Origin of the sequence: Nitratireductor aquibiodomus NL21 = JCM 21793 (assembly GCF_000615975.1) — a bacterium.
In the GTDB taxonomy this organism is placed as follows: Bacteria; Pseudomonadota; Alphaproteobacteria; order Rhizobiales; family Rhizobiaceae; genus Nitratireductor; species Nitratireductor aquibiodomus.
Window position 1 is genome coordinate 26,079 of sequence record NZ_BAMP01000027.1, and the last position, 21,363, is coordinate 47,441.

Here is a 21,363-nt window from a genome sequence, read left to right on the forward strand (position 1 = left end):
GTCTCTACTCGGCCGCCTGTTTTACGTCGCCGCGCGCCAGCGCCGAACATTCAGCCATCACAGCCGAGGCACGGGCGATCGGGTTGGTGAGATAGAAATCCTTCACCGGCGAGGTGAAGGGAGCCTTGGTAAGCCGCCCGCCAAGCTTGGCGAGTTTCTCGACATCGCCCGCATCGGCTGGCGCAACCGTGTCGATGGCCGCGAAATGCGGGAATTCGGCATAAAGGGCTGCGCGCAGGGCGGCCAGCGAATCGAACGGAAGCTTGTGGCCGAGCACATCGGACAATGCCCGCAGGATCGCCCAGTCTTCCTTGGCCTCGCCCGGCGCGAAACCGGCGCGGTTGGTCATCTGCACCCGGCCCTCGGTGTTCACATAGGTGCCGGACTTCTCCGTATAGGTCGCAGCCGGCAGGATGACATCGGCGCGGTGTGCACCGGCATCGCCATGGGTGCCGATATAGACGGTGAAGGCCTCACCGATCGCATTCATGTCGATCTCGTCGGCGCCGAGCAGGAAGAGCACGTCCATCGCGCCCATCATGCCCTTCACGTCCTTGCCATCTTTACCGGGCACGAAGCCGAGATCGAGACCGCCGACGCGGGACGCCGCCGTATGCAGCACGGCAAAACCGTTCCACTCGGCAGACACTGCTTTGACCGATCCGGCAAGCTTTGCCGCGAGACCGAGGATCGCCGCACCGTCGGAGCGGGCGAGAGCCCCCTGCCCGACGATGATCATCGGGCGCTTGGCCTTCTTCAGGACCGAAGCGAATTTGCCCTTGCCTTCGGCCAGTTCCTTGAGCGTATCGGCACCGGCACCGAGCATGTCGTAATCATAGCGCAGATCGCCCATCTCGCCGATGACGCCAATGGGGAAATCGCCCATGCGCCAGCGCTTGCGGATGCGGGCGTTGAGAACCGACGCCTCGAAACGCGGGTTGGCGCCGACGATCAGAAGCGCGTCGGCATCCTCGATGCCCTCGATGGTCGGGTTGAAGATATAGCCGGCACGGCCAAGCGCCGGGTCGAGCGCTGCGCCATCCTGGCGGCAGTCATAATTCGGGGAGCCGAGCGACTGCATCAGCGCCTTGAGTGCATACATTTCCTCGACGGATGCCAGATCGCCGGCGATGGCGCCGATCTTTTCCGGCTGAGACTTCGACACGGCCTTTGCGATGGCATCGAACGCCTCGCCCCACGAGGCCGGCTGCAGGCGCTTGCCCTTGCGCACATAGGGGCGGTCGAGACGCTGGGTTCTGAGGCCATCCCAGACGAAGCGGGATTTGTCAGAAATCCATTCCTCGTTCACCGCCTCGTTGATGCGCGGCATGATGCGCATGACCTCGCGGCCGCGCGTGTCGACACGTATGGCCGAACCAACCGCATCCATCACGTCGATGGACTGGGTCTTGTTGAGCTCCCATGGGCGCGCTTGAAACGCATAGGGGCGCGAGGTCAGCGCGCCGACCGGGCACAGGTCAATCACATTGCCCTGAAGCTCAGACGTCATCGCCTCTTCGAGATAGGTGGTGATCTCGGCATCCTCGCCGCGGCCGATCAGGCCGAGCTCGGAAATGCCGGCCACCTCGGTGGTGAAGCGGACGCAGCGCGTGCAGTGGATGCAGCGCGTCATGATCGTCTTGACGAGCGGTCCGATATATTTGTCTTCGACGGCGCGCTTGTTTTCCTTGTAGCGGGACGAATCCACGCCAAAGGCCATCGCCTGATCCTGCAGATCACATTCGCCGCCCTGATCGCAGATCGGGCAATCGAGCGGATGGTTGATGAGCAGGAACTCCATCACGCCTTCGCGGGCCTTCTTGACCATCGGCGTGTTGGTGAAGATTTCGGGCGCCTCGCCATTGGGGCCGGGGCGCAGATCGCGCACGCCCATGGCGCAGGAGGCGGCAGGCTTGGGCGGTCCGCCCTTCACTTCCACCAGACACATGCGGCAATTGCCGGCGATCGACAGACGCTCATGGAAACAGAAGCGCGGCACCTCCGCGCCCGCCTCCTCGGCGGCCTGCAGCAGCGTGTAGTGATCGGGTACCTCGATCTCCGTGCCGTCGACTTTCAATTTTGCCATGGTCGCTGTCCGCTTACCTCTCGCCCCTTCCGGAGCAAACCTTCACTTTTATTCCGCCGCCACCAGCGCCGGCCGGGCCTGATGCGCGTTGCGGGTGAACTCGTCGATGCGCCGCTCGATCTCCGGGCGGAAATGACGCACGAGGCCCTGGATCGGCCATGCAGCCGCATCGCCAAGGGCACAGATCGTGTGGCCTTCCACCTGCTTCGTCACGTCGAGCAGCATGTCGATTTCGTGCTTCTGAGCCTGACCGATGACCAGACGCTCCATCACGCGCCACATCCAGCCGGTGCCTTCACGGCACGGCGTGCACTGGCCGCAGCTCTCGTGCTTGTAAAAATAGGAGAGCCGCGCAATCGCCTTCACGATGTCGGTGGACTTGTCCATCACGATCACGGCGGCGGTGCCGAGACCCGATTTCAGTTCGCGTAGACTGTCGAAATCCATCGGCGTATCGATGATCTCACTGGCCGGCACCAGCGGCACCGAAGAGCCACCGGGAATGACCGCCAGAAGATTGTCCCAGCCGCCGCGGATGCCGCCGCAATGGCGCTCGATCAGCTCGCGGAACGGGATCGACATCTCCTCTTCCACCGTGCACGGCGTGTTAACGTGGCCGGAAATGCAGAAGAGCTTCGTGCCCTTGTTGTTCTCGCGCCCGAAGGAGGAGAACCAAGATGCACCGCGACGCAGAATGGTCGGCGCAACGGCGATGGATTCGACGTTGTTCACGGTGGTCGGACAACCATAGAGGCCGACATTGGCGGGGAATGGTGGCTTGAGGCGCGGCTGGCCTTTTTTGCCTTCAAGGCTCTCCAGAAGTGCGGTCTCTTCACCGCAGATATAGGCGCCAGCGCCGTGATGGACGTAAACGTCCATGTCCCAGCCGCACTTGTTGTTCTTGCCGAGCAGGCCCGCCTCGTAGCACTCGGCGATGGCACGTTCGAGCGCCTCACGCTCGCGGATGAACTCACCGCGCACATAGATATAGGCCGCATGCGCGCCCATGGCGAAGCCGGCGATCAGGCATCCCTCGACCAGCGTGTGCGGGTCGTGGCGCATGATGTCGCGGTCTTTACAGGTGCCTGGCTCCGATTCGTCGGCATTGACGACGAGATAATGCGGGCGGTCGCCCGGTTCTTTCGGCATGAACGACCATTTGAGACCGGTCGGGAAGCCGGCGCCACCGCGCCCGCGCAGGCCCGATGCCTTCATCTCATTGATGATCCAGTCGCGGCCCTTGTCGATCAGCCCCCTGGTGTTGTCCCAGAGCCCACGCGACTGCGCCCCCTTCAGGGAACGGTCGAACTGGCCGTAAATATTGGTGAAGATGCGGTCTTTATCCTGGAGCATGGCTCAGTCCCTCACCTCGCTTCTTGCCGAAAACCCTGATGTATTCGCTTCGCCGCCCTTGGCGAGCGCCTTGGCCTGTTTGACCCAGTCCTCGCGCTCGATGCGGCCATGAAAGCTCAGATAACCGTCGACCCATTCGCGCTCGGCCTTCTTCCACTTCGAAACCTGCTCGAAGGTGAAGATGCCGAGATCGTGCAGAATGCCCTCGATCTTCGGGCCGACGCCGGAAATCATCTTGAGGTCATCAGGCTCTGCCGGACGATCAATGCCAACCGGACGGTTCTTGTCTTCCAGCGACGGCTTTTCCGCCTTTTTCGCCGCGGCGGGCTTTTTCTTCGGCGCGGAGCTGGACGAGACAGCAGCGGCTGCAGAAGTTTTTCCGCTGTCCGCTTTGACCGGCGACGGCGACTTGATGGCCGGATCAGTTTCGGCCGCAGAAGTGTCGGGCTTGGCAGCGCGCGACGGCGGCACCTCGGTGCCTGCGGCTTTCGCCCTGCTGCCGGCCTTCGTCTTCGTCTTGCCGGTGACGGCCTTTTCATCGGTCAGCGCCGTGAGGCCACTGGCAGGAGCCGAATAGATGCGGTCGATCTGCGGACCGGGCTTGATCGTGTCACCCTTGCCCGATTCGAACGCATCGATGATTTCTTCAAGGCGCTCGGGCGTCAGATCCTCATATGTGTCCTTGAAGATCATGACCATCGGCGCATTCACGCAGGCGCCCTGACACTCCACCTCCTCCCACGACAGCGTGCCGTCGGCATTGGGGTGGAAGGGTTCGGGATTGATCTTCTTCTTGCACAGATCGATCAGTTCGCCAGAGCCGCGCAGCATGCAGGGCGTGGTGCCGCAGACCTGAATGTGGGCGCGGGTGCCAACGGGGGCGAGCTGGAACTGAGTGTAGAAGGTCGCCACTTCGAGCACGCGGATCAGTGGCATGTCCAGCATTTCCGCGACATGCTCAATGGCTGCGCGCGTGACCCAGCCTTCCTGCTCCTGCGCAAGCATCAAAAGCGGGATCACCGCCGACTGCTTGCGGTCCTTCGGATATTTGCCCAGCCAGCGCTTCACTTCCCCGTTCATGGCACGGGAAAAAGCGAAGCTCTCGGGCTGGACGGCTTCGTCTGCGAGACGGCGGACTGACATTTATCTGTCTACCTCACCAAACACGATGTCGAGGGAGCCAAGCACGGCGGCGACGTCGGCCAGAAGATGGCCGCGGCACAGGAAATCCATGGCCTGGAGATGAGCAAAGCCCGGCGCGCGCAGCTTGCAGCGATAGGGCTTGTTGGAACCGTCGGAGACCAGATAGACGCCGAACTCACCCTTGGGCGCTTCCACACAGGCATAAACCTCGCCTTCGGGGACGTGGTAGCTTCAGTGTAGAGCTTGAAGTGATGGATCAGCGCTTCCATCGACCGCTTCATCTCGCCACGCTTGGGCGGGACGATCTTGCCGTCGGTATTCGAGACCGGCCCCACACGCTCCGTGCCGAGAAGACGGTCGACACACTGGCGCATGATCTTCGCCGACTGGCGCATCTCTTCCATGCGGATGAGATAGCGGTCATAGCAGTCGCCATTCTTGCCGACCGGGATGTCGAAATTCATCTCCGGATAGCACTCATAGGGCTGGCTCTTGCGCAAATCCCATGCAGCGCCCGAACCGCGCACCATGACGCCCGAGAATCCCCAGGCCCACGCGTCTTCCAGCGTCACGACGCCGATATCGACATTGCGCTGCTTGAAGATGCGGTTACCGGTCAGAAGACTGTCGAGATCGTCGACCGTCTTGTGGAACGGCTCGATCCAGTTGCCGATGTCCTCGACGAGCTCATCTGGAATGTCCTGATGAACGCCGCCGGGACGGAAATAGGCCGCGTGCATGCGCGCGCCGCAGGCGCGCTCGTAAAACACCATCAGCTTTTCGCGCTCTTCAAAGCCCCACAGCGGCGGGGTGAGCGCGCCCACGTCCATCGCCTGCGTGGTGACGTTCAGGAGATGGTTCAGAATGCGGCCGATCTCGGAAAAGAGCACGCGGATGAGCTGCCCGCGGATCGGCACGTCAATGCCAATCAGCCGTTCGACGGCCAGCGCAAAAGCGTGTTCCTGGTTCATCGGCGCGACATAGTCGAGCCGGTCGAAATAAGGCACGGCCTGCAGATAGGTCTTGTGCTCGATCAGCTTTTCGGTGCCGCGATGCAGCAGGCCGATATGCGGATCAACGCGCTCGACCACCTCGCCGTCGAGCTCCAAAACGAGGCGCAGAACGCCGTGCGCAGCCGGATGCTGCGGGCCGAAGTTGATGTTGAAGTTGCGTACGGAGTGTTCGGTCATTTGGAGCCGCCCTGCTCTTTCGCCTTTTCATCGCCCGGCAACACATAGTCCGTGCCTTCCCATGGCGAAAGGAAATCGAAATTGCGGAATTCCTGTCGCAACTCGACGGGTTCGTAGACGACACGCTTCAGATTGTCGTCGTAGCGCACCTCGACAAAGCCGGTCAGCGGGAAGTCCTTGCGCAGCGGGTGGCCCTCGAAACCATAGTCGGTGAGGATGCGCCGCAGGTCCGGATGCCCGGTGAAAAGAACACCGTACATGTCGTAAATTTCGCGCTCGAACCAGTTGGCGGCCGGAAACACTTCGATGGCGGACGGCACTGGCGTGTCCTCATCCGTCGACAGCTTCACGCGGACGCGCTGGTTCTGGCGCGGCGACAGGAGATGGTAGACCACCTCGAAACGCTTCTGGCGCGAGGGGTAGTCCGCGCCCGAAATGTCGACGAATGCGAAGAACTGACACTGGACGTCGTTCTTCAGAAAATTGAGCACATCGACGATGTCGCCCGGCTCGACCAGGAAGGTCAGCTCGCCATAGGCGACGACCGCATCCTGAATCTGCGCGTCGAGCTTTTCCGTGACGTAGGCCGCCAGGTCCTTCAGCGCTTCGCTCATATCCGCCTCTAACGTTCGATCGTACCGGTGCGACGGATCTTCTTCTGCAGAAGAAGAATGCCGTAAAGCAGCGCTTCCGCCGTGGGCGGGCAGCCGGGCACATAGATATCGACGGGCACGACGCGATCGCAGCCGCGCACCACCGAATAGGAATAGTGATAATAGCCGCCGCCATTGGCACATGAGCCCATGGAGATGACGTAACGCGGCTCCGGCATCTGGTCATAGACCTTGCGCAGCGCGGGCGCCATCTTGTTGGTCAGCGTGCCGGCAACGATCATCACATCCGACTGGCGCGGCGATGCGCGCGGCGCGATGCCGAAACGCTCGGCATCATAGCGCGGCATGGAGATGTGCATCATCTCGACAGCGCAGCACGCCAGGCCGAAGGTCATCCACATGAGCGAGCCGGTGCGCGCCCAGGTGATCAGCGCTTCCGAAGACGTGACAAGAAAGCCCTTGTCAGAAAGTTCGTTGTTGATGCCCGTGTAGAAAGGATCATCCGAACCAACCGGGTTGCCGGTGTTCGGGTCGATCAATCCCTTGGGCCGGGGCGCTACGAGCGTGTCGTTGTTCAGTCCCATTCCAGCGCTCCCTTCTTCCATTCATAGATGAAGCCGATGGTGAGAATTCCGAGGAACACCATCATCGACCAGAAGCCGAGCCAGCCGATATCTCCGAACGCCACCGCCCACGGGAAGAGGAAAGCCACTTCCAGATCGAAGATGATGAAGAGAATCGCCACCAGATAGAAGCGCACATCGAACTTCATGCGGGCATCGTCGAACGCGTTGAAACCGCATTCATAAGCAGACAGCTTCTCGGGATCCGGATTGCGATAGGCCACCAGGAATGGCGCAACCACCAGCGCAAGAGCGACGACAAGCGCAACGCCGATGAAAATAACGATAGGTAGGTATGAACTCAGAAGCTCATTCATGGTCCGACTTTCCGTTGCCCGCCGCGGGCGAGGCTGCGTATCAAGGCCCGTGACCGGGTTTTTGCGCCTACGGCCAAGGCAGCAAGGCTAGGCTCATGTTGCAACGCGGCGAGGGTTAGCGCAGGGCGCTTGGCGACGCAAGTCAAACCTTGGCGAGATCGCGGCATTGTCGCACGCATATCCGCCATTGTTCACACACAACGCCCTCCCGACGTGCTGCAACAGCGGACTTAACGCATAAAAGCCGTGTGTAAAGCGTTATGCGTTTCCTGTCAGGAGACTCCGCTCTTTTGGAACAATCGGGTGGCGCCTGATCCATCCACTGTCTAGGTCTTGTACAAGACAAAAAGCAGGACGGGGCGCCGCGAATGCAGAGAGAGCGACTCACACCGGGCGAGGTGCGGCGAATTGCCCTCGGTGCCCAGGGGTTTTCCACCACGCCACTCAGGGGAACCGTTACCCGGCAACACATAAAGCGCATGCTGGGACGCACCGGGCTCCTACAGATCGACTCGGTCAACGTTCTGGCGCGCGCACATTTAATGCCGCTCTATGCACGGCTTGGCCCCTATCCGGTCGATCTTCTTGGCCGCGCGCAATCCAGAAAGCCGCGCATGCTTTTCGAATACTGGGCGCACGAAGCCTCGCTCCTGCCGGTCGAGACCCAGCCCCTCATGCGTTGGCGTATGGAGCGCGCTGCGCGTGGTGAAGGTGTCTACAAAGGGCTCGTTCATTTCGCCCGCGAGAAGCGCGAACTCGTGGATCGTGTTTACAGGCAGGTGGAAGCCGGCGGCCCGATCGCCGCATCCGACTTCGAGGGAGAGACGGGAAGCGGCGGCTGGTGGGGCTGGAGCGAGACCAAGAAGGCGCTTGAATGGCTATTCTGGTGCGGGCGCATCACCACGCATTCGCGCCGCCCCAGTTTCGAGCGCCTCTACGATCTTCCCGAGCGCGTTCTGCCGCGAGAGGTCCTTGAGACGCCCACACCGCGTGAAGACGATGCGCAGCGCGCCCTCGTCGACATCGCTGCGCGTGCGCTCGGTGTTGCCAGCGAACCGGACATCAGAGATTACTTTCGACTGAAGCCCGCCACCTCCCAGGCACGCGTCGCCGAGCTCGTGGAAGAAGGTGCGCTGCAGCCGGTGGAGGTCAAGGGCTGGCGTCACCCCGCATATCTCCACAGGGACGCACAGCTCCCGCGCCGTATCGACAGACCCGCCCTCCTCGCCCCTTTCGATCCGGTCGTGTGGGAGCGCGACAGAGCCGAGCGCATTTTCGGATTTCGCTACCGGATCGAGATTTACACGCCTGCCCACAAACGTGTGCATGGCTACTATGTCCTGCCCTTTCTTCTGGGGGATCGCATTGTCGCACGCGTCGATCTCAAAGCGGACCGCGCCGGGCGGGTTCTTCTTGTCCAGTCGAGCCATGCGGAGCGACACGCACCGGCTCACACATCAGAAGCCCTTTACGCAGAACTCCAGCGTCTATCGCGCTGGCTGAATCTGGATACCATCACCATTATGCCGCGCGGAGATGTTGCAGACCGCCTCAAAGCCGAAGCTTCCAGGCATCGGGACTGACACCAGTCATAGCATCCAAATTTCAGGTTACAATAAAAATTTTTGCAACTTCTGGCATTTTTACTATGTAGTTACAAAATTTTTTGAGATTTTTTTTTGATCGCCAATTCATGAGAAGAACATATTGCTTCGATGGATCGACAACTGTTCCGGGTTCGCCAAATTTCTATTTTCTCAATTTTAAGGCGAGATAACCGATCCAGATCGGGTAGCCCCACTCCAATAAAACCCCGCACTCCCGGAAAATCCAGAAAATCACAATCCTGACTTGTGTAACCTTGAGTTGTTCAAAAATATAAAAATCATATAAATCAAAAGTTGCCTGAAAAATTTCTGCAACCAGATTCCAGCAATCATCAGTATTTGAATCCGCTTTCTCTGTTTAACCTTTGTTTATTTCTGCTCCTGAATCCTATTCCCGGGCTTGGGAGTATTTGCAATGAACAGAAAACTTTTCATAAAATTTTTCCATCGATCAGATGGCACCGCCGCGCTTGAATTTGCAATCATAGCACCGGTGTTTTTTCTCACTGTCTTTTCCATGATTGCCTACGGAATTTATCTGAGTGCAGCCCATTCCGTACAGCAGGTCAGCGCAGATGCTGCCCGAGCCGCAGTTGCAGGGCTTTCACAACCTGAAAGGCAGAAGCTGGCGCGCGACTTCATCGAGCAGTCGATGATCAAGCACCCATTTATCAATGTCGAGAAGTTCGACATCCAGGTCGCCGACGACGCCGCAAATCCCAGTCAGTTTACTGTCACCGTCAAGTATGATGCTGCAGATCTGCCTATTTGGTCCCTCTATTCCTACGCCATGCCTGACAAGGAGATTGTCGGCTTCTCGACAATCCGGCTCGGGGGACTTTGACATGTCCTGGAAAAAAAAGAGCGCCTTATGCAGCTTCGCCCGGGACCGGCGGGCAAATGTAGCGACACTGTTTGCGCTTTTCCTGCCGATCATGATCGGCTGCGTGGCACTCGGCGTGGATTACGGCAATCTCACCCTGCAGGACCGGAAGCTGCAGAAGACGGCAGATCTCGCTTCCATTGTCGCGGCCGCGGACATTGCCAAAGCCGAGGAGGTCGTTGCCAAGTTCTTTGCCCTGAACAACCAGAACATCGCCGTTGAAACCGACCACGGGCTTCTGCTCGATGAGCGCTACCTGTCTGCCGAAGAATATATTGATCAGGAAAAACGCGGCATAGCGCGGCTCGTGCGCGGGCGCTATTACCCCGACCCGTCGATCGCCAGCAATCTGCGCTTCGTCGAGATGGAGACATCGCCGGATGCGGCGAAGGTGACAATCAGAAAACTTGGCGATCTTTACTTTGGCGCGATGTTCATCGATCCGCCGCAACTCTCCGCAGTCGGCACGGCGTCGGCGGAGAAGCTTGCCGGCTTTTCCGTGGGCTCCCGTCTCGCAAGCCTCAATGGAGGCATACTGAACAGTCTCCTGGGCGGTCTTCTGGGCACGACAATTTCGCTGAAGGTGATGGATTATGAAGGGTTGCTCGACACCGACATCAACGTCCTCTCCTTCATGCAGACCCTTGCGACACGCCTGGACCTGAACGCCCTGACCTATAGCGAGATCCTGGAAACAGAACTCACCCTGCCGCAATTGCTGTCTACAATGCGTCTGACGAGCGGCGTCCCGCCAACGGTGCAGAGCGTTCTCAAGACGCTGGAGACGGCAACCTCGAAGAGCAGCAGCAAGATCAGGCTGGAACGGATCCTGAATCTCGATCCGAAAGGGCCGTTGACCATCGCTACCGATGCCCCCTGGGACATGAAGATTTCGGCGCTGGAAATGATTACCGCGAGCGCCGCGCTCGCCAATGGTGACAACCAGATTGCGGTCGATACAGGCCTTAACCTTCCTCCCCTCACCAGTCTTTCAGTCAAGCTCGCCATCGGTGAACCGCCTGTGGGCACGCCCAGTCATGCGCTTGGCCCCATCGGCACCGCCGTGCGCACGGCGCAGACGCGCCTCAAGGTCTCTTTCGAAATCGGCATAGACCTTGTGGTTCTGAAAACGAAACTGCGTGTGCCGCTCTATGTGGAAGTCGCCCACGCAGAGGCACGGCTCGCCGATATTCAGTGCAGCCCCGCCCACCCAAACAGAGGAAGCGTCGTCGTCGATGCGATGCCGGGCCTGCTTGAGATTGCGCTTGGCGAGGTCGATGACAGTGTCCTGTCCACCTTCTCGGATCAGGCACGGGTCACCCCAGCAAGATGATCGATGTCGGCGGCCTCTTGAGCGTATCGGTGGAAGGCATGGCGCATGTGGAGACACAGAACATGCAGCCTTCCCGTCTGCGCTTCTCAAGCTCCGATATCCAGAACGCCCGCGTTCGAAACGTGTCAACGCGCGACGTGCTGGGTTCCACGACCAGTTCGCTGCTCGACAATCTGCAGCTCGACGTCAAGGTTCTGGGCGGGTCGCTTCTGGGTGGAACGCTCCTAAACAGCACGCTTGTAAAGGGCACAGTCAAGACGCTTCTCTCAAGCCTGTCGGAACCGATCGACGAACTCCTCTACAATGTGCTTGCGCTGGCCGGCGTGAAGATCGGCGAAGCCGATGTGAGGGTTACCGGCGTAAACTGCGAACGCCCGGTGCTCGTACAATAAAGCCCCGGAGAAACGTGCAGCCACTTGCCCCGCAAACCGACCTGCGGGGCTTTTTTTGTTCCCAGCCAAGGTCGATCCTGTCGACCAACCGTAACAGCGGACGTAAACGGCCCGTTGGTGCCAGAGAACAAAACGGTGTATAATCGCGGCTTCCCGCCATATGCCACGACTGGAGCGTGGACCATTTGGCGATGTGGAGGAGATCATGAAACGCTATGCACTTCTTGTCGCGCTGATCGGCCTGTCGCCGGCAGCGGCTTATGCACATTCATGCCCGGTTCTGATGGGTGAAATCGACCAGGCAATGCCGACCGCCTCGCTCTCGGAAAGCGACAGGGCCCGGGTCCAGGAGCTGCGCGCCCAGGGCGAGGAGCAGCACAAGGCTGGCGATCACGACGCGTCCATGTCCAGTCTTGAGGAAGCCAAGGCCCTGCTCGGCCTGTAGAGCATCGGACCGAAAAGTGGAATCCGGTTTTCGGATTATTCCGATGCTCCAGCAATAGATCAGATCGTCCTTTGTGCGTCCGGATGGGCGCACGGCGATCTGGTGTCGACGCCAGCCGCGGCCCCGCCGCAGAAAACAAAAAAGCGGGCCGTGGCCCGCTTCCTTCGCTCCTGAGAGCCAACCGGGTGCCGGTACCTTCATGGTCACCACGGGGTCGTTCAGGTCGAATACAGCGGCTGCCCGGGGAACCTCGCCACACATCCTGCAGGACGTCCCGCTCCGGCTCAGCCACCGCTTATTCCCATGTGGTGGCGAGGGCCGACCGTTGCAAGAGCACCAATTAAATATAAACACCATTCGTTGAGAGGGCTGCCCCATCAGGCCCGGGCCAGATACCTGCCACAACGACTAAACCGATTTCCAGCCCGGCGCATGACCGTGTATCTCGGCGCGATTGCGGCCGAGGTGCTTGGCGCGATAGAGCGCCCTGTCGGCTTCCTCCAAAAGCGCCTCAATCGTGGCTGAACCGTCTTCCGATGATGCCAGCCCGACACTGACCGTCACAGGGATAGCAACCTGCCTTTCCGGCTTGACGGGTGCCTGCGAGAAGGCGCTGCGGATGCGCTCGGCGACCTCAAGCGCCTGTTCGCGGCGGCATTTGGGTAGAAGAATGGCGAATTCCTCGCCACCGACCCGACCAATAATGTCGTTGCCGCGCAGACACGCCGAAATTCTTGCCGCTGCAATCGAAATCACCTGGTCTCCGGTCGCATGACCGAACCGGTCGTTGATGGATTTGAAGTGATCGATGTCCAGCATGAGGACGGAATAGGGCTGAGCCTGTCGGGCGCAGGACCGCGCGAGCCGCAACGCCTCTTCCCCGAAAGCACGTCGGTTGAGGAGATTGGACAAGGGATCGTGCCGGGCAAGATGGGAGAGCTGGGCAATCAGATCCTTTTGTTTTGCCATTGCACTGGCGAGCATCAGAGGGGCAAGGGTGATCAGGCTGACGCCAAGCCGCATGGAGATCAGAGCACCTTCTGCGGAGACATCAACCATCTTGTCGAACAGGTTTGCAGAGAGCGCGATCAGGCTCCAGAAGCTGAACACCGACGTCAGGAGGACCGTGACGAAACGCGGATACACGATCGCCGCCCACAGGAGTGCCGGCACGGGAAACGCAACGGCGCCAGGACCGCCGATCTGAAAACTGGCAAAGCATGTAAGCACAAGCGCAATCATCGGCATTGCGAGATAGGCCAACCGTTTCGCCGATGCGCCGCGCGGGAATGGAATCACGCGGGCGGTGAGAATGACCGGCAGGATCGCGACAAAGTTGGCAAACTCGGTGACGAACCAGAATGTCCAGCCGCCCAGTGCGGTGCCGCTGAACAGAATCGGATTTGCCACCGATCCGACCAGCCCCGCCATACAGGCGCCAAAACCGATCGCCGAAACCAGCTGGGGAACCGATTCCGGCGTCTGCAGTCGGATCGCCTCCCGCGGAAACATCCGCAGAACCACAAAGGCCCCGCCGATGCTGGCAAGGTTCGCACCCGTCAGTATGAGCGTCTTGCCAAGCGGAGAGCCGGTGAGAAGGTCAGCAGCAATGAACCAGCAGTGGCGGCACCCCAGCCATATCGCGATGCCGTGGCAGGCATCCGCAACAGCAGGCCGAGCATGACGGCATTGGCTGGCCATACCGTGGCGAGAAAATCGACCGGTCGCGTGTAGATTCCGAAGAGACAGGTGCCGAACACGACAAGGCCGAGCAAAATTGCGGCCTGGATTGTCGCTACGAACGATCGCTTCGGCGATCGTTCGCTGGCTATAGAATTGGTCACCACTGGCTGCGACCCCCACAAACTGTGCTGGCAGACTAGCATTGAATGCTGTCAGCCGGGTTAAGGCGGGCCGCGGAAACCATCTGTGCCGAACATTACGAGCCATGGTTAACACAAGCGTGCAGGGTCCATTAAAGTTCGAGCTTTAGTCTCACGCCATGAGCCCGATCAAACTGTTCTCGTATGTGTTGCGCGCTGCGCTCCTGCTGTCACCGGCGGCGGCTGCGGTGATCATGTTCGTCTATCTTCTCGACAGTGCGGAGCGAACGAATGATCTCCCGGCCGTGGACCCCTTCCGCACAGCCACAATCCGCTGATCGCAATGGATCTCGGGATGCTCTGGCAGACGCTTTCCCGGCCACACGCCAAGACAAGGCGCGCTGAATCTTCAGGGCAGAAGCGCTGTGCGTTTACTCTCAAAAGCGATGGAATTCTGGGAAAAATGGGAGGGGGAATTTTCACCCCGGCTTCAGAGTTTCCCTCCGAGCGCCACTTCTTCAATTTCTTTGAGAAGTGGCGCGAGTGACGGGGCTCGAACCCGCGACCTCCGGCGTGACAGGCCGGCACTCTAACCAACTGAGCTACACCCGCGCTTGAGGCGCTGTGCCGAAGCAGCAACGCGTCGATGAGCGCTGAATTAGGGGGTTCTTGATGTGGTGTCAAGCAGCCAGGATGCAGTTTGTGAAACTTTCTTGATGTTGTTCCAATATGTGCTGGAGACGCGGTTTTTTGCTTGCGATCCGTGCGCGAACGCCCTAAACGATCCGCTTGGAATGGGCGATTAGCTCAGTTGGTAGAGCGCTTCGTTTACACCGAAGATGTCGGCAGTTCGAGCCTGTCATCGCCCACCATTCCCCTCTCCCTTACTGGACCGGCCATTTTGATCGGCATGCCGGTTTTGCCGTACTCCAGGCCACCATTTCCTTCCCCAGGGAGCGCGTAGGTGCCCGAGATTCGCAAGGCCCGGAAAGATGACCTCGTCGACCTGATGGAAATCTGGCGGCGGTCGGTTCGCGCCACTCATGATTTTCTATCCGAATCGGATTTCCGCGCGATCGAAGCAGACGTTGCCGGCAGCTATCTGCCGGAGGCCAGGCTCTGGGTCGCGGTGGATGGACGCGATTCTCCTCTCGCGTTCATGGGGCTGACAGCGGCGCATATCGACAGCCTGTTTGTTGACCCTGACGCGCGCGGGAAAGGCCTCGGTGCGCAACTTGTTGCCCATGCCCGCCAGGTCGCCGGCAGGCGGCTCACACTCGAGGTCAACGAGCAGAACGAGCAGGCGCTCGGCTTTTATCAGAAGATGGGCTTCACGGTGACGGGACGCTCCCCGCGCGATGGCGACGGTCGCCCCTATCCGCTTCTGCATATGAGCCTGCGCGCGCCCTGATCGCATTCAGGAAGAACAGGAAGCCATACGGCCAAAAGAAAAGCCGGGTCGAAACCCGGCTTTTCTTGCATTCCCTCAAGGGCGCTATCAGCTGTTGACTGCGTCCTTCAGACCCTTGCCGGCCGAGAACTTCGGCACGTTGCGGGCCGGGATCTGAACCGTGGCGCCGGTCTGCGGGTTGCGGCCCGTGGAGGCCTCACGCCGCGAAACGGAGAAGTTGCCGAAGCCGACGAGGCGCACGTCCCCACCCTTCTTGAGTTCGCCTTCGATGACGGCGAAAACCGCATCGACCGCGGACTGGGCATCGCTTTTCGAGAGGCCTGCCTCTTCTGCGACTGCGGATACGAGCTCGTTCTTGTTCATGTAATTACCCCTTCCTGATAAGGACCAAGTGATGCGACTCACTCGGCTCGAGGCAGTCTAGGGAGAACATTTGCCGCCACCAAGCACGAAATGCTTCAGCGCCCTTCGAAAACCCATGTTTTCTGCGGTTTTCGACAGAAAAGCCGGGCACGAAGCCCGGCTTTTGAGAGTTTTGCCGAAAAAACGGCCTTGAAATGGAGCGATCCCTTGCGCTGCACCGGTTCAGCGCACCTGCCGAACCAGCCCTGCGGGAAGGCCCTGGAGCATCGGACCGAAAAATGAATCCGGTTTTCGGGCTATTCCGATGCTCCATCAATAATTTGGGCCGTCCTTTGTGCGTCCGGACGGACGCACGGCGATCTAATGGGCGATCGTCTGCCCCTCACCCTCACCGGCTGCCACCTTCGCCGGCTCCACGGGCTCGACCCAGTCAATCGGATCGGGCGTGCGGGTGAGCGCATGTTCGAGCACTTCCCCAACGCGGCTGACCGGCACGATCTCGAGACCGTTCTTCACGTTCTCTGGAATATCGGCCAGGTCCTTGGCGTTCTCTTCGGGGATCAGCACCTTCTTGATGCCGCCGCGCAGCGCCGCAAGGAGCTTTTCCTTCAATCCGCCGATGGGCAGCACGCGGCCGCGCAGGGTGATCTCGCCGGTCATGGCGATATCCTTGCGCACCGGGATGCCCGTCATGATCGACACGATGGAGGTCGCCATGGCAACGCCTGCCGAAGGGCCATCCTTGGGCGTCGCGCCTTCCGGCACGTGCACGTGAATGTCCTTCTTGTCGAAGACGGGCGGCTCGATGCCGAAATCGACGGCGCGCGAGCGGACATAGGATGCCGCTGCCGAAATCGATTCCTTCATCACGTCGCGCAGATTGCCGGTCACCGTCATCTTGCCCTTACCGGGCATCATGACACCTTCGATGGTGAGAAGCTCGCCGCCGACTTCCGTCCAGGCAAGGCCGGTCACGACACCCACCTGATCCTCGCCCTCGGCCTGACCGAAGCGGAAGCGCTGCACGCCCAGATAATCCGACAGGTTGTCCTCGGTCACTTCGACCTTGTCCTTGCCGCCGTCCTTCTTGGCATTGCGCAGGATTTCCGTCACCGCCTTGCGGGCGAGCTTCATCAGCTCACGCTCAAGGTTACGGACACCCGCCTCACGCGTGTAGGTGCGGATGATCTGCTGCAGCGCGCCATCGGTCACGGAGAACTCGTGCGCCTCGAGCGCATGCTCGCGCACGGCCTTGGGCAGGAGGTGCCGCTTGGCGATCTCCACCTTCTCATCCTCGGTGTAACCGGCGATGCGGATGATCTCCATACGATCCATCAGCGCCGGCGGAATGTTCAGCGTGTTGGCCGTGGTGACGAACATCACGCTCGACAGGTCATATTCCACCTCGAGATAGTGATCCATGAAGGTCGAATTCTGCTCGGGATCGAGAACCTCAAGCAGGGCCGATGACGGATCGCCGCGGAAATCCATGCCCATCTTGTCGATCTCGTCGAGCAGGAAGAGCGGGTTGGACTTCTTTGCCTTCTTCATCGACTGGACGACCTTGCCGGGCATCGAGCCGATATAGGTGCGGCGATGACCGCGGATCTCTGCCTCGTCGCGCACGCCACCCAGCGCCATGCGGACATATTCGCGTCCGGTGGCCTTGGCGATGGACTTGGCGAGCGAGGTCTTGCCGACGCCGGGCGGTCCGACGAGGCACAGGATCGGGCCCTTCAGCTTCTTCTGACGGCTCTGGACGGCCAGATACTCGACAATACGCTCCTTGACCTTCTCAAGGCCGAAGTGATCCGTATCGAGCACATTCTCGGCGAATTCGAGGTCGTTCTTGATCTTGCTCGGCTTCTTCCACGGAATGGAGAGAAGCCAGTCGAGATAGTTGCGGACCACCGTGGCCTCGGCCGACATGGGCGACATTGTCTTGAGCTTTTTCAGCTCCGCATCGGCCTTCTCGCGCGCTTCCTTGGAGAGCTTGGTCTTGTTGATGCGCTCTTCCAGTTCGGCGGCCTCATTGCGGCCGTCCTCGCCCTCGCCGAGCTCCTTCTGGATGGCCTTCATCTGCTCATTCAGATAATACTCGCGCTGCGTCTTCTCCATCTGGCGCTTGACGCGCGAGCGGATGCGCTTTTCCACCTGCAGAACGGAGATCTCGGCTTCCATGAAGCCCATGGCCTTTTCAAGCCGCTCACGCACGGAGAGCGTGGCAAGCATTTCCTGCTTTTCGGGAATCTTGATGGCCAGATGCGAGGCAACCGTGTCCGCCAGCTTCGAGTAATCCTCGATCTGGTTCGCAGCTCCGACCACCTCGGGCGAAATCTTTTTGTTCAGCTTTACGTAATTTTCGAAGTCGGAAACCACGGAGCGCGCCAGCGCCTCGATTTCCACCTGATCCTCTTCCGGCTCGGGAAGGAGATCGGCCGTGGCCTCGTGAAACTCCTCACGCTCGGTAAACTGCGAGATGCGCGCACGCGAAGTGCCCTCGACGAGCACCTTGACCGTGCCGTCAGGCAATTTCAGGAGCTGCAGCACATTGGCAAGCGTACCGACGTCGTAAATGCCACTCGGCTCCGGATCATCATCCGCAGCGTTCATCTGCGTGGCCAGCAGGATCTGCCGCTCGGCACCCATCACCTCTTCCAGCGCCTTGATCGACTTGTCGCGGCCGACGAAGAGCGGAACGATCATGTGCGGGAACACCACGATATCGCGCAGGGGCAATACGGGATAAGGAGCGCCACCAGCGGTCTTGGGGGTATCAGTCATGTTTCAGCCTTTTCAAACCGCGACCGCTCAAGAGCCAGTCGCGGGCTTCAGTCTATCCGGCCAGAGCGTTATCCACCAGAAGCAACCGCATTGTTGCGCGATGCGTGAATGGAAACCACCCCACCTTTGCTCCTCCCTTAGTTGGAGACATGAACCGAGAAGATCAAGGGCTTAGGCAGGATGCGTGGACCGGACACACAGCCTGCAGCCTCTGGCCATCCCGATTGGGGCGATCTGGTGGTTATCAACACCGCAAAACGCCAACGTCACCGGAACAGGGCCCCGGTGACGCAGAGATGAACACAAACACTTACGGACGAGTGTGATTCGTCAGGCGCTGGCGTTGCCCTTTTCCTGCTCGCGCTCTGCATAAATGTAGAGCGGGCGGGCATTGCCGGCGACGACCTCGTCGGAGATCACAACTTCCTGAACGCCCTCCAGCGCCGGCAGTTCGAACATGGTGTCGAGCAGGATCGCCTCCATGATAGAACGCAGTCCGCGGGCACCCGTCTTGCGCTCGATCGCCTTGCGGGCAATCGCGGCAAGCGCGTTTTCATGGAAGGTGAGTTCCACATTCTCCATGTCGAACAGACGCTGATACTGCTTGACCAGGGCGTTCTTCGGTTCGCTCAGGATCTGCACAAGAGCGGCCTCGTCCAGGTCTTCCAGCGTCGCCAGCACCGGGAGGCGGCCAACGAATTCGGGGATGAGACCGAATTTCAGAAGGTCCTCCGGCTCAACCTGGCGGAACAGTTCGCCCGTCGGGCGATCCTCCGGCGACGCCACTGTCGCGCCAAAGCCGATGGACGTCTTGCGGCCACGGTCGGAGATGATCCTGTCGAGACCGGCAAATGCGCCGCCGCAGATGAAGAGGATGTTGGCCGTGTCCACCTGCAGGAACTCCTGCTGGGGGTGCTTGCGTCCGCCCTGCGGCGGGACGGAAGCGACCGTGCCTTCCATGATCTTCAGAAGCGCCTGCTGCACACCCTCGCCCGACACGTCACGCGTGATGGACGGGTTATCAGACTTGCGCGAAATCTTGTCGATTTCGTCGATATAGACGATGCCGCGCTGCGCCCGCTCGACATTGTAATCGGCTGACTGCAACAGCTTGAGAATGATGTTCTCGACATCCTCGCCCACATAGCCGGCTTCGGTAAGCGTCGTCGCATCGGCCATGGTAAAGGGCACGTCGATGATGCGGGCCAGCGTCTGCGCCAGCAATGTCTTGCCGCAGCCCGTCGGGCCGATCAGCAGGATGTTCGACTTGGCCAGTTCCACATCCGCATTCTTCGAGGCGTGGGCAAGGCGCTTGTAGTGATTGTGGACCGCCACGGACAGCACGCGCTTGGCATGCCCCTGGCCGATCACATAATCGTCGAGCACTTCGATGATTTCCTGCGGAGTGGGCACGCCCTCGCGCGACTTCACCATCGAGGATTTGTTTTCCTCGCGGATGATGTCCATGCACAGTTCAACGCACTCATCGCAGATGAAGACAGTCGGTCCCGCAATCAGTTTGCGGACTTCGTGCTGGCTCTTGCCGCAGAAGGAGCAGTACAGCGTGTTCTTGGAGTCCCCGCTGCCGTTGCTGGCCTTGCTCATGTCTTACGTCCTTTCACTACCCACCGGCATGTCGCCCCGTACCTGCCGGGCGGTCATGGCACCCGAAGACGGAATAGCCCCCAGGCGGTCCACGCTCTGTCTTCGAAACGAAACACAAATCCGAAAACGCGGCAACCATACCGAGCCCCTGTCCAGACCTTGGCTTCGGAAACTCAATATAGGCTTAACGTAGGCGTTCACACACCGGCTGCAAACACAAAAATGTGACAGAATTGACGCAATCGACCGCAAATGCGGGCGAAACGCGTGCCGCCCGGCACCAGGCCGGGCCGTCCGTTGATGAATACCTGTTCGGGAATCAGGAATCAGAGGCTTTCTCGGTCGCGTCGCGCGAACTGACCACCTTGTCGATCAGGCCGAAAGACAGCGCCTCGTCCGAAGTCATGAAGTGATCGCGGTCGAGCGTCTTCTCGATCGTCTCGTAATCCTGCCCCGTGTGTTTCACGTAGACTTCGTTCAGGCGGCGTTTCAGCTTGATGATGTCCTGCGCGTGGCGTTCGATATCGGACGCCTGCCCCTGGAAGCCACCGGAAGGCTGATGCACCATGATGCGTGCATTGGGCGTTGCAAGGCGCATGTCCTTGTGGCCCGCACAAAGAAGCAGCGAGCCCATCGACGCGGCCTGACCGATGCAGAGCGTGGAGACAGGGGGCTGGATGAACTGCATCGTGTCGTAAATGGCCATGCCCGAGGTCACCACACCACCCGGCGAGTTGATGTAGAGCGCGATCTCTTTCTTGGGGTTCTCGGCCTCAAGAAAAAGAAGCTGCGCGCACACCAGCGAGGCCATGCCATCCTCGATCGGGCCGGTGATGAAGATGATGCGCTCTTTGAGAAGACGCGAGAAGATGTCGTAAGCCCGTTCACCCCGGTTCGTCTGTTCGACGACCATGGGCACCAGATTCATGGCGGTATCGACGGGATTCGGCATGAAAATACCTTTCGGTTAGAAGTCGCACGCCGCAAATCTGGCGCGCGCAAAGCGGCAGAATCGTTTGGTTCAACGGGATAGATAGGATGCCCCCTTCCTCTGACGCAAGAGCAAGCGCTTATCAAGATGGTCGCCGGCCGCCGATTCGCCGGTTATGAATGGCGACCTGCGCCGCACGACACCGCACATTCTGGAAGCCGGATCGCCACCACAATGCACATCAGGCCCGCCTATCTCCATTTCGACGCTGACAGAAAATCCGTCCAGCTCGACCCGCACCAGCCGGAATTCGTTCGCAATCCTTATGACGCCTACGCGTTTCTCCACGCGCAGGGGCCGGACTTCTTCTGGGAAAACTATGGCTTCTGGTGCCTTATCGATCATGACGGCGTCAATCGCGCGCTGCGCGACCGGCGCCTCGGGCGCCAGCAGCCCGACG

General features: G+C 60.0%; 17 protein-coding genes, 2 tRNA genes and 3 pseudogenes. 9 read left to right on the top strand and 13 right to left on the bottom strand.

All coding sequences use genetic code 11. The annotated features are described in order from the left end of the window. Window positions 1-4 precede the first annotated feature (4 nt). The 7 genes and pseudogenes from nuoG to JCM21793_RS09865 all read right to left on the bottom strand — a co-directional run bounded on the left by nuoG (window position 5) and on the right by JCM21793_RS09865 (window position 7,326). Entirely contained in the window at window positions 5-2,086 is a 2,082-nt protein-coding gene (nuoG, locus tag JCM21793_RS09835; protein WP_025030252.1) for an NADH-quinone oxidoreductase subunit NuoG, read from the bottom strand. Window positions 2,087-2,134: 48 nt separating this feature from the next. Then, window positions 2,135-3,439 carry an NADH-quinone oxidoreductase subunit NuoF gene (gene nuoF, locus JCM21793_RS09840; protein ID WP_025030253.1) on the bottom strand — a complete coding sequence of 435 codons (1,305 nt, stop codon included), beginning with the start codon at window positions 3,437-3,439 and terminating at the stop codon, window positions 2,135-2,137. After that, a pseudogene (locus JCM21793_RS25135) lies at window positions 3,426-4,582 on the bottom strand (NADH-quinone oxidoreductase subunit E). Before JCM21793_RS25135 ends, nuoF begins: the two are co-directional and overlap by 14 nt. Next, window positions 4,583-5,691 (bottom strand): annotated as a pseudogene (locus JCM21793_RS25140) (NADH-quinone oxidoreductase subunit D). Between the two features lie 77 nt (window positions 5,692-5,768). Further along, window positions 5,769-6,386 carry an NADH-quinone oxidoreductase subunit C gene (locus tag JCM21793_RS09855; RefSeq protein WP_007007902.1) on the bottom strand — a complete coding sequence of 206 codons (618 nt, stop codon included), beginning with the start codon at window positions 6,384-6,386 and terminating at the stop codon, window positions 5,769-5,771. Between the two features lie 8 nt (window positions 6,387-6,394). Beyond that, window positions 6,395-6,970 (bottom strand): NuoB/complex I 20 kDa subunit family protein, encoded by a 576-nt coding sequence (locus JCM21793_RS09860; protein WP_007007903.1) that lies wholly within the window; start codon window positions 6,968-6,970, stop codon window positions 6,395-6,397. Next, entirely contained in the window at window positions 6,961-7,326 is a 366-nt protein-coding gene (locus JCM21793_RS09865) for an NADH-quinone oxidoreductase subunit A (RefSeq protein ID WP_007007904.1), read from the bottom strand. Before JCM21793_RS09865 ends, JCM21793_RS09860 begins: the two co-directional genes overlap by 10 nt. Before the next feature lie 368 nt (window positions 7,327-7,694). Between JCM21793_RS09865 and JCM21793_RS09870 the strand changes: the two genes are divergently transcribed. The 5 genes from JCM21793_RS09870 (at window position 7,695) to JCM21793_RS09885 (ending at window position 11,986) form a co-directional block, all read left to right on the top strand. After that, a complete protein-coding gene (locus JCM21793_RS09870) occupies window positions 7,695-8,909 on the top strand; it encodes a winged helix-turn-helix domain-containing protein (RefSeq protein ID WP_025030254.1) in 1,215 nt (404 codons plus the stop codon). A 439-nt stretch (window positions 8,910-9,348) separates the two neighbouring features. Then, the gene (locus JCM21793_RS09875) at window positions 9,349-9,777 is read left to right on the top strand and encodes a TadE/TadG family type IV pilus assembly protein (protein WP_025030255.1); all 429 of its coding nucleotides are present in this window, start codon (window positions 9,349-9,351) and stop codon (window positions 9,775-9,777) included. Between the two features lies 1 nt (window position 9,778). Further along, entirely contained in the window at window positions 9,779-11,149 is a 1,371-nt protein-coding gene (locus JCM21793_RS25145; RefSeq protein ID WP_244439710.1) for a pilus assembly protein TadG-related protein, read from the top strand. Further along, window positions 11,146-11,541 carry a Tad domain-containing protein gene (locus tag JCM21793_RS30210; RefSeq protein WP_244439711.1) on the top strand — a complete coding sequence of 132 codons (396 nt, stop codon included), beginning with the start codon at window positions 11,146-11,148 and terminating at the stop codon, window positions 11,539-11,541. The genes JCM21793_RS25145 and JCM21793_RS30210 overlap by 4 nt, the downstream gene beginning before the upstream one ends. A 205-nt stretch (window positions 11,542-11,746) precedes the next feature. After that, window positions 11,747-11,986, top strand: coding sequence for a PA2433 domain-containing protein (locus JCM21793_RS09885; protein ID WP_007007908.1), 240 nt, complete (start codon window positions 11,747-11,749; stop codon window positions 11,984-11,986). Window positions 11,987-12,394: 408 nt separating this feature from the next. On the opposite strand, the gene JCM21793_RS25150 is transcribed toward JCM21793_RS09885, so the two are convergent. After that, window positions 12,395-13,687 carry a GGDEF domain-containing protein gene (locus JCM21793_RS25150; protein ID WP_244439712.1) on the bottom strand — a complete coding sequence of 431 codons (1,293 nt, stop codon included), beginning with the start codon at window positions 13,685-13,687 and terminating at the stop codon, window positions 12,395-12,397. Window positions 13,688-13,988: 301 nt separating this feature from the next. Here JCM21793_RS25150 and JCM21793_RS29455 point away from each other — a divergent pair, with 301 nt between their 5' ends. Continuing rightward, the gene (locus JCM21793_RS29455; protein ID WP_157776511.1) at window positions 13,989-14,147 is read left to right on the top strand and encodes a hypothetical protein; all 159 of its coding nucleotides are present in this window, start codon (window positions 13,989-13,991) and stop codon (window positions 14,145-14,147) included. A 197-nt stretch (window positions 14,148-14,344) separates the two neighbouring features. Here JCM21793_RS29455 and JCM21793_RS09905 read toward each other — a convergent pair. Next, window positions 14,345-14,421, bottom strand: a tRNA-Asp gene (locus tag JCM21793_RS09905). A 184-nt stretch (window positions 14,422-14,605) separates the two neighbouring features. On the opposite strand from JCM21793_RS09905, the gene JCM21793_RS09910 reads away from it, so the two are divergent. Continuing rightward, window positions 14,606-14,681 (top strand) — tRNA-Val (locus tag JCM21793_RS09910). 92 nt (window positions 14,682-14,773) lie between these two features. Then, window positions 14,774-15,220, top strand: coding sequence for an acetyltransferase (locus tag JCM21793_RS09915; RefSeq protein WP_025030257.1), 447 nt, complete (start codon window positions 14,774-14,776; stop codon window positions 15,218-15,220). A gap of 87 nt (window positions 15,221-15,307) precedes the next feature. Here JCM21793_RS09915 and hupB read toward each other — a convergent pair whose 3' ends face one another. The 4 genes from hupB to JCM21793_RS09940 all read right to left on the bottom strand — a co-directional run bounded on the left by hupB (window position 15,308) and on the right by JCM21793_RS09940 (window position 20,924). Further along, complete coding sequence (hupB, locus tag JCM21793_RS09920; protein ID WP_007007911.1) at window positions 15,308-15,583, bottom strand: DNA-binding protein HupB; 276 nt, start codon at window positions 15,581-15,583, stop codon at window positions 15,308-15,310. A gap of 360 nt (window positions 15,584-15,943) precedes the next feature. Continuing rightward, window positions 15,944-18,367, bottom strand: coding sequence for an endopeptidase La (gene lon, locus JCM21793_RS09930; protein ID WP_007007912.1), 2,424 nt, complete (start codon window positions 18,365-18,367; stop codon window positions 15,944-15,946). 330 nt (window positions 18,368-18,697) lie between these two features. Then, window positions 18,698-19,972, bottom strand: a complete 1,275-nt coding sequence (gene clpX / locus JCM21793_RS09935; RefSeq protein WP_007007913.1) for an ATP-dependent Clp protease ATP-binding subunit ClpX — start codon at window positions 19,970-19,972, stop codon at window positions 18,698-18,700. Between the two features lie 319 nt (window positions 19,973-20,291). After that, window positions 20,292-20,924, bottom strand: a complete 633-nt coding sequence (locus tag JCM21793_RS09940; RefSeq protein WP_007007914.1) for an ATP-dependent Clp protease proteolytic subunit — start codon at window positions 20,922-20,924, stop codon at window positions 20,292-20,294. A gap of 213 nt (window positions 20,925-21,137) precedes the next feature. On the opposite strand from JCM21793_RS09940, the pseudogene JCM21793_RS25155 reads away from it, so the two are divergent. Next, window positions 21,138-21,363: pseudogene (locus JCM21793_RS25155) on the top strand (cytochrome P450); the annotation flags it as partial.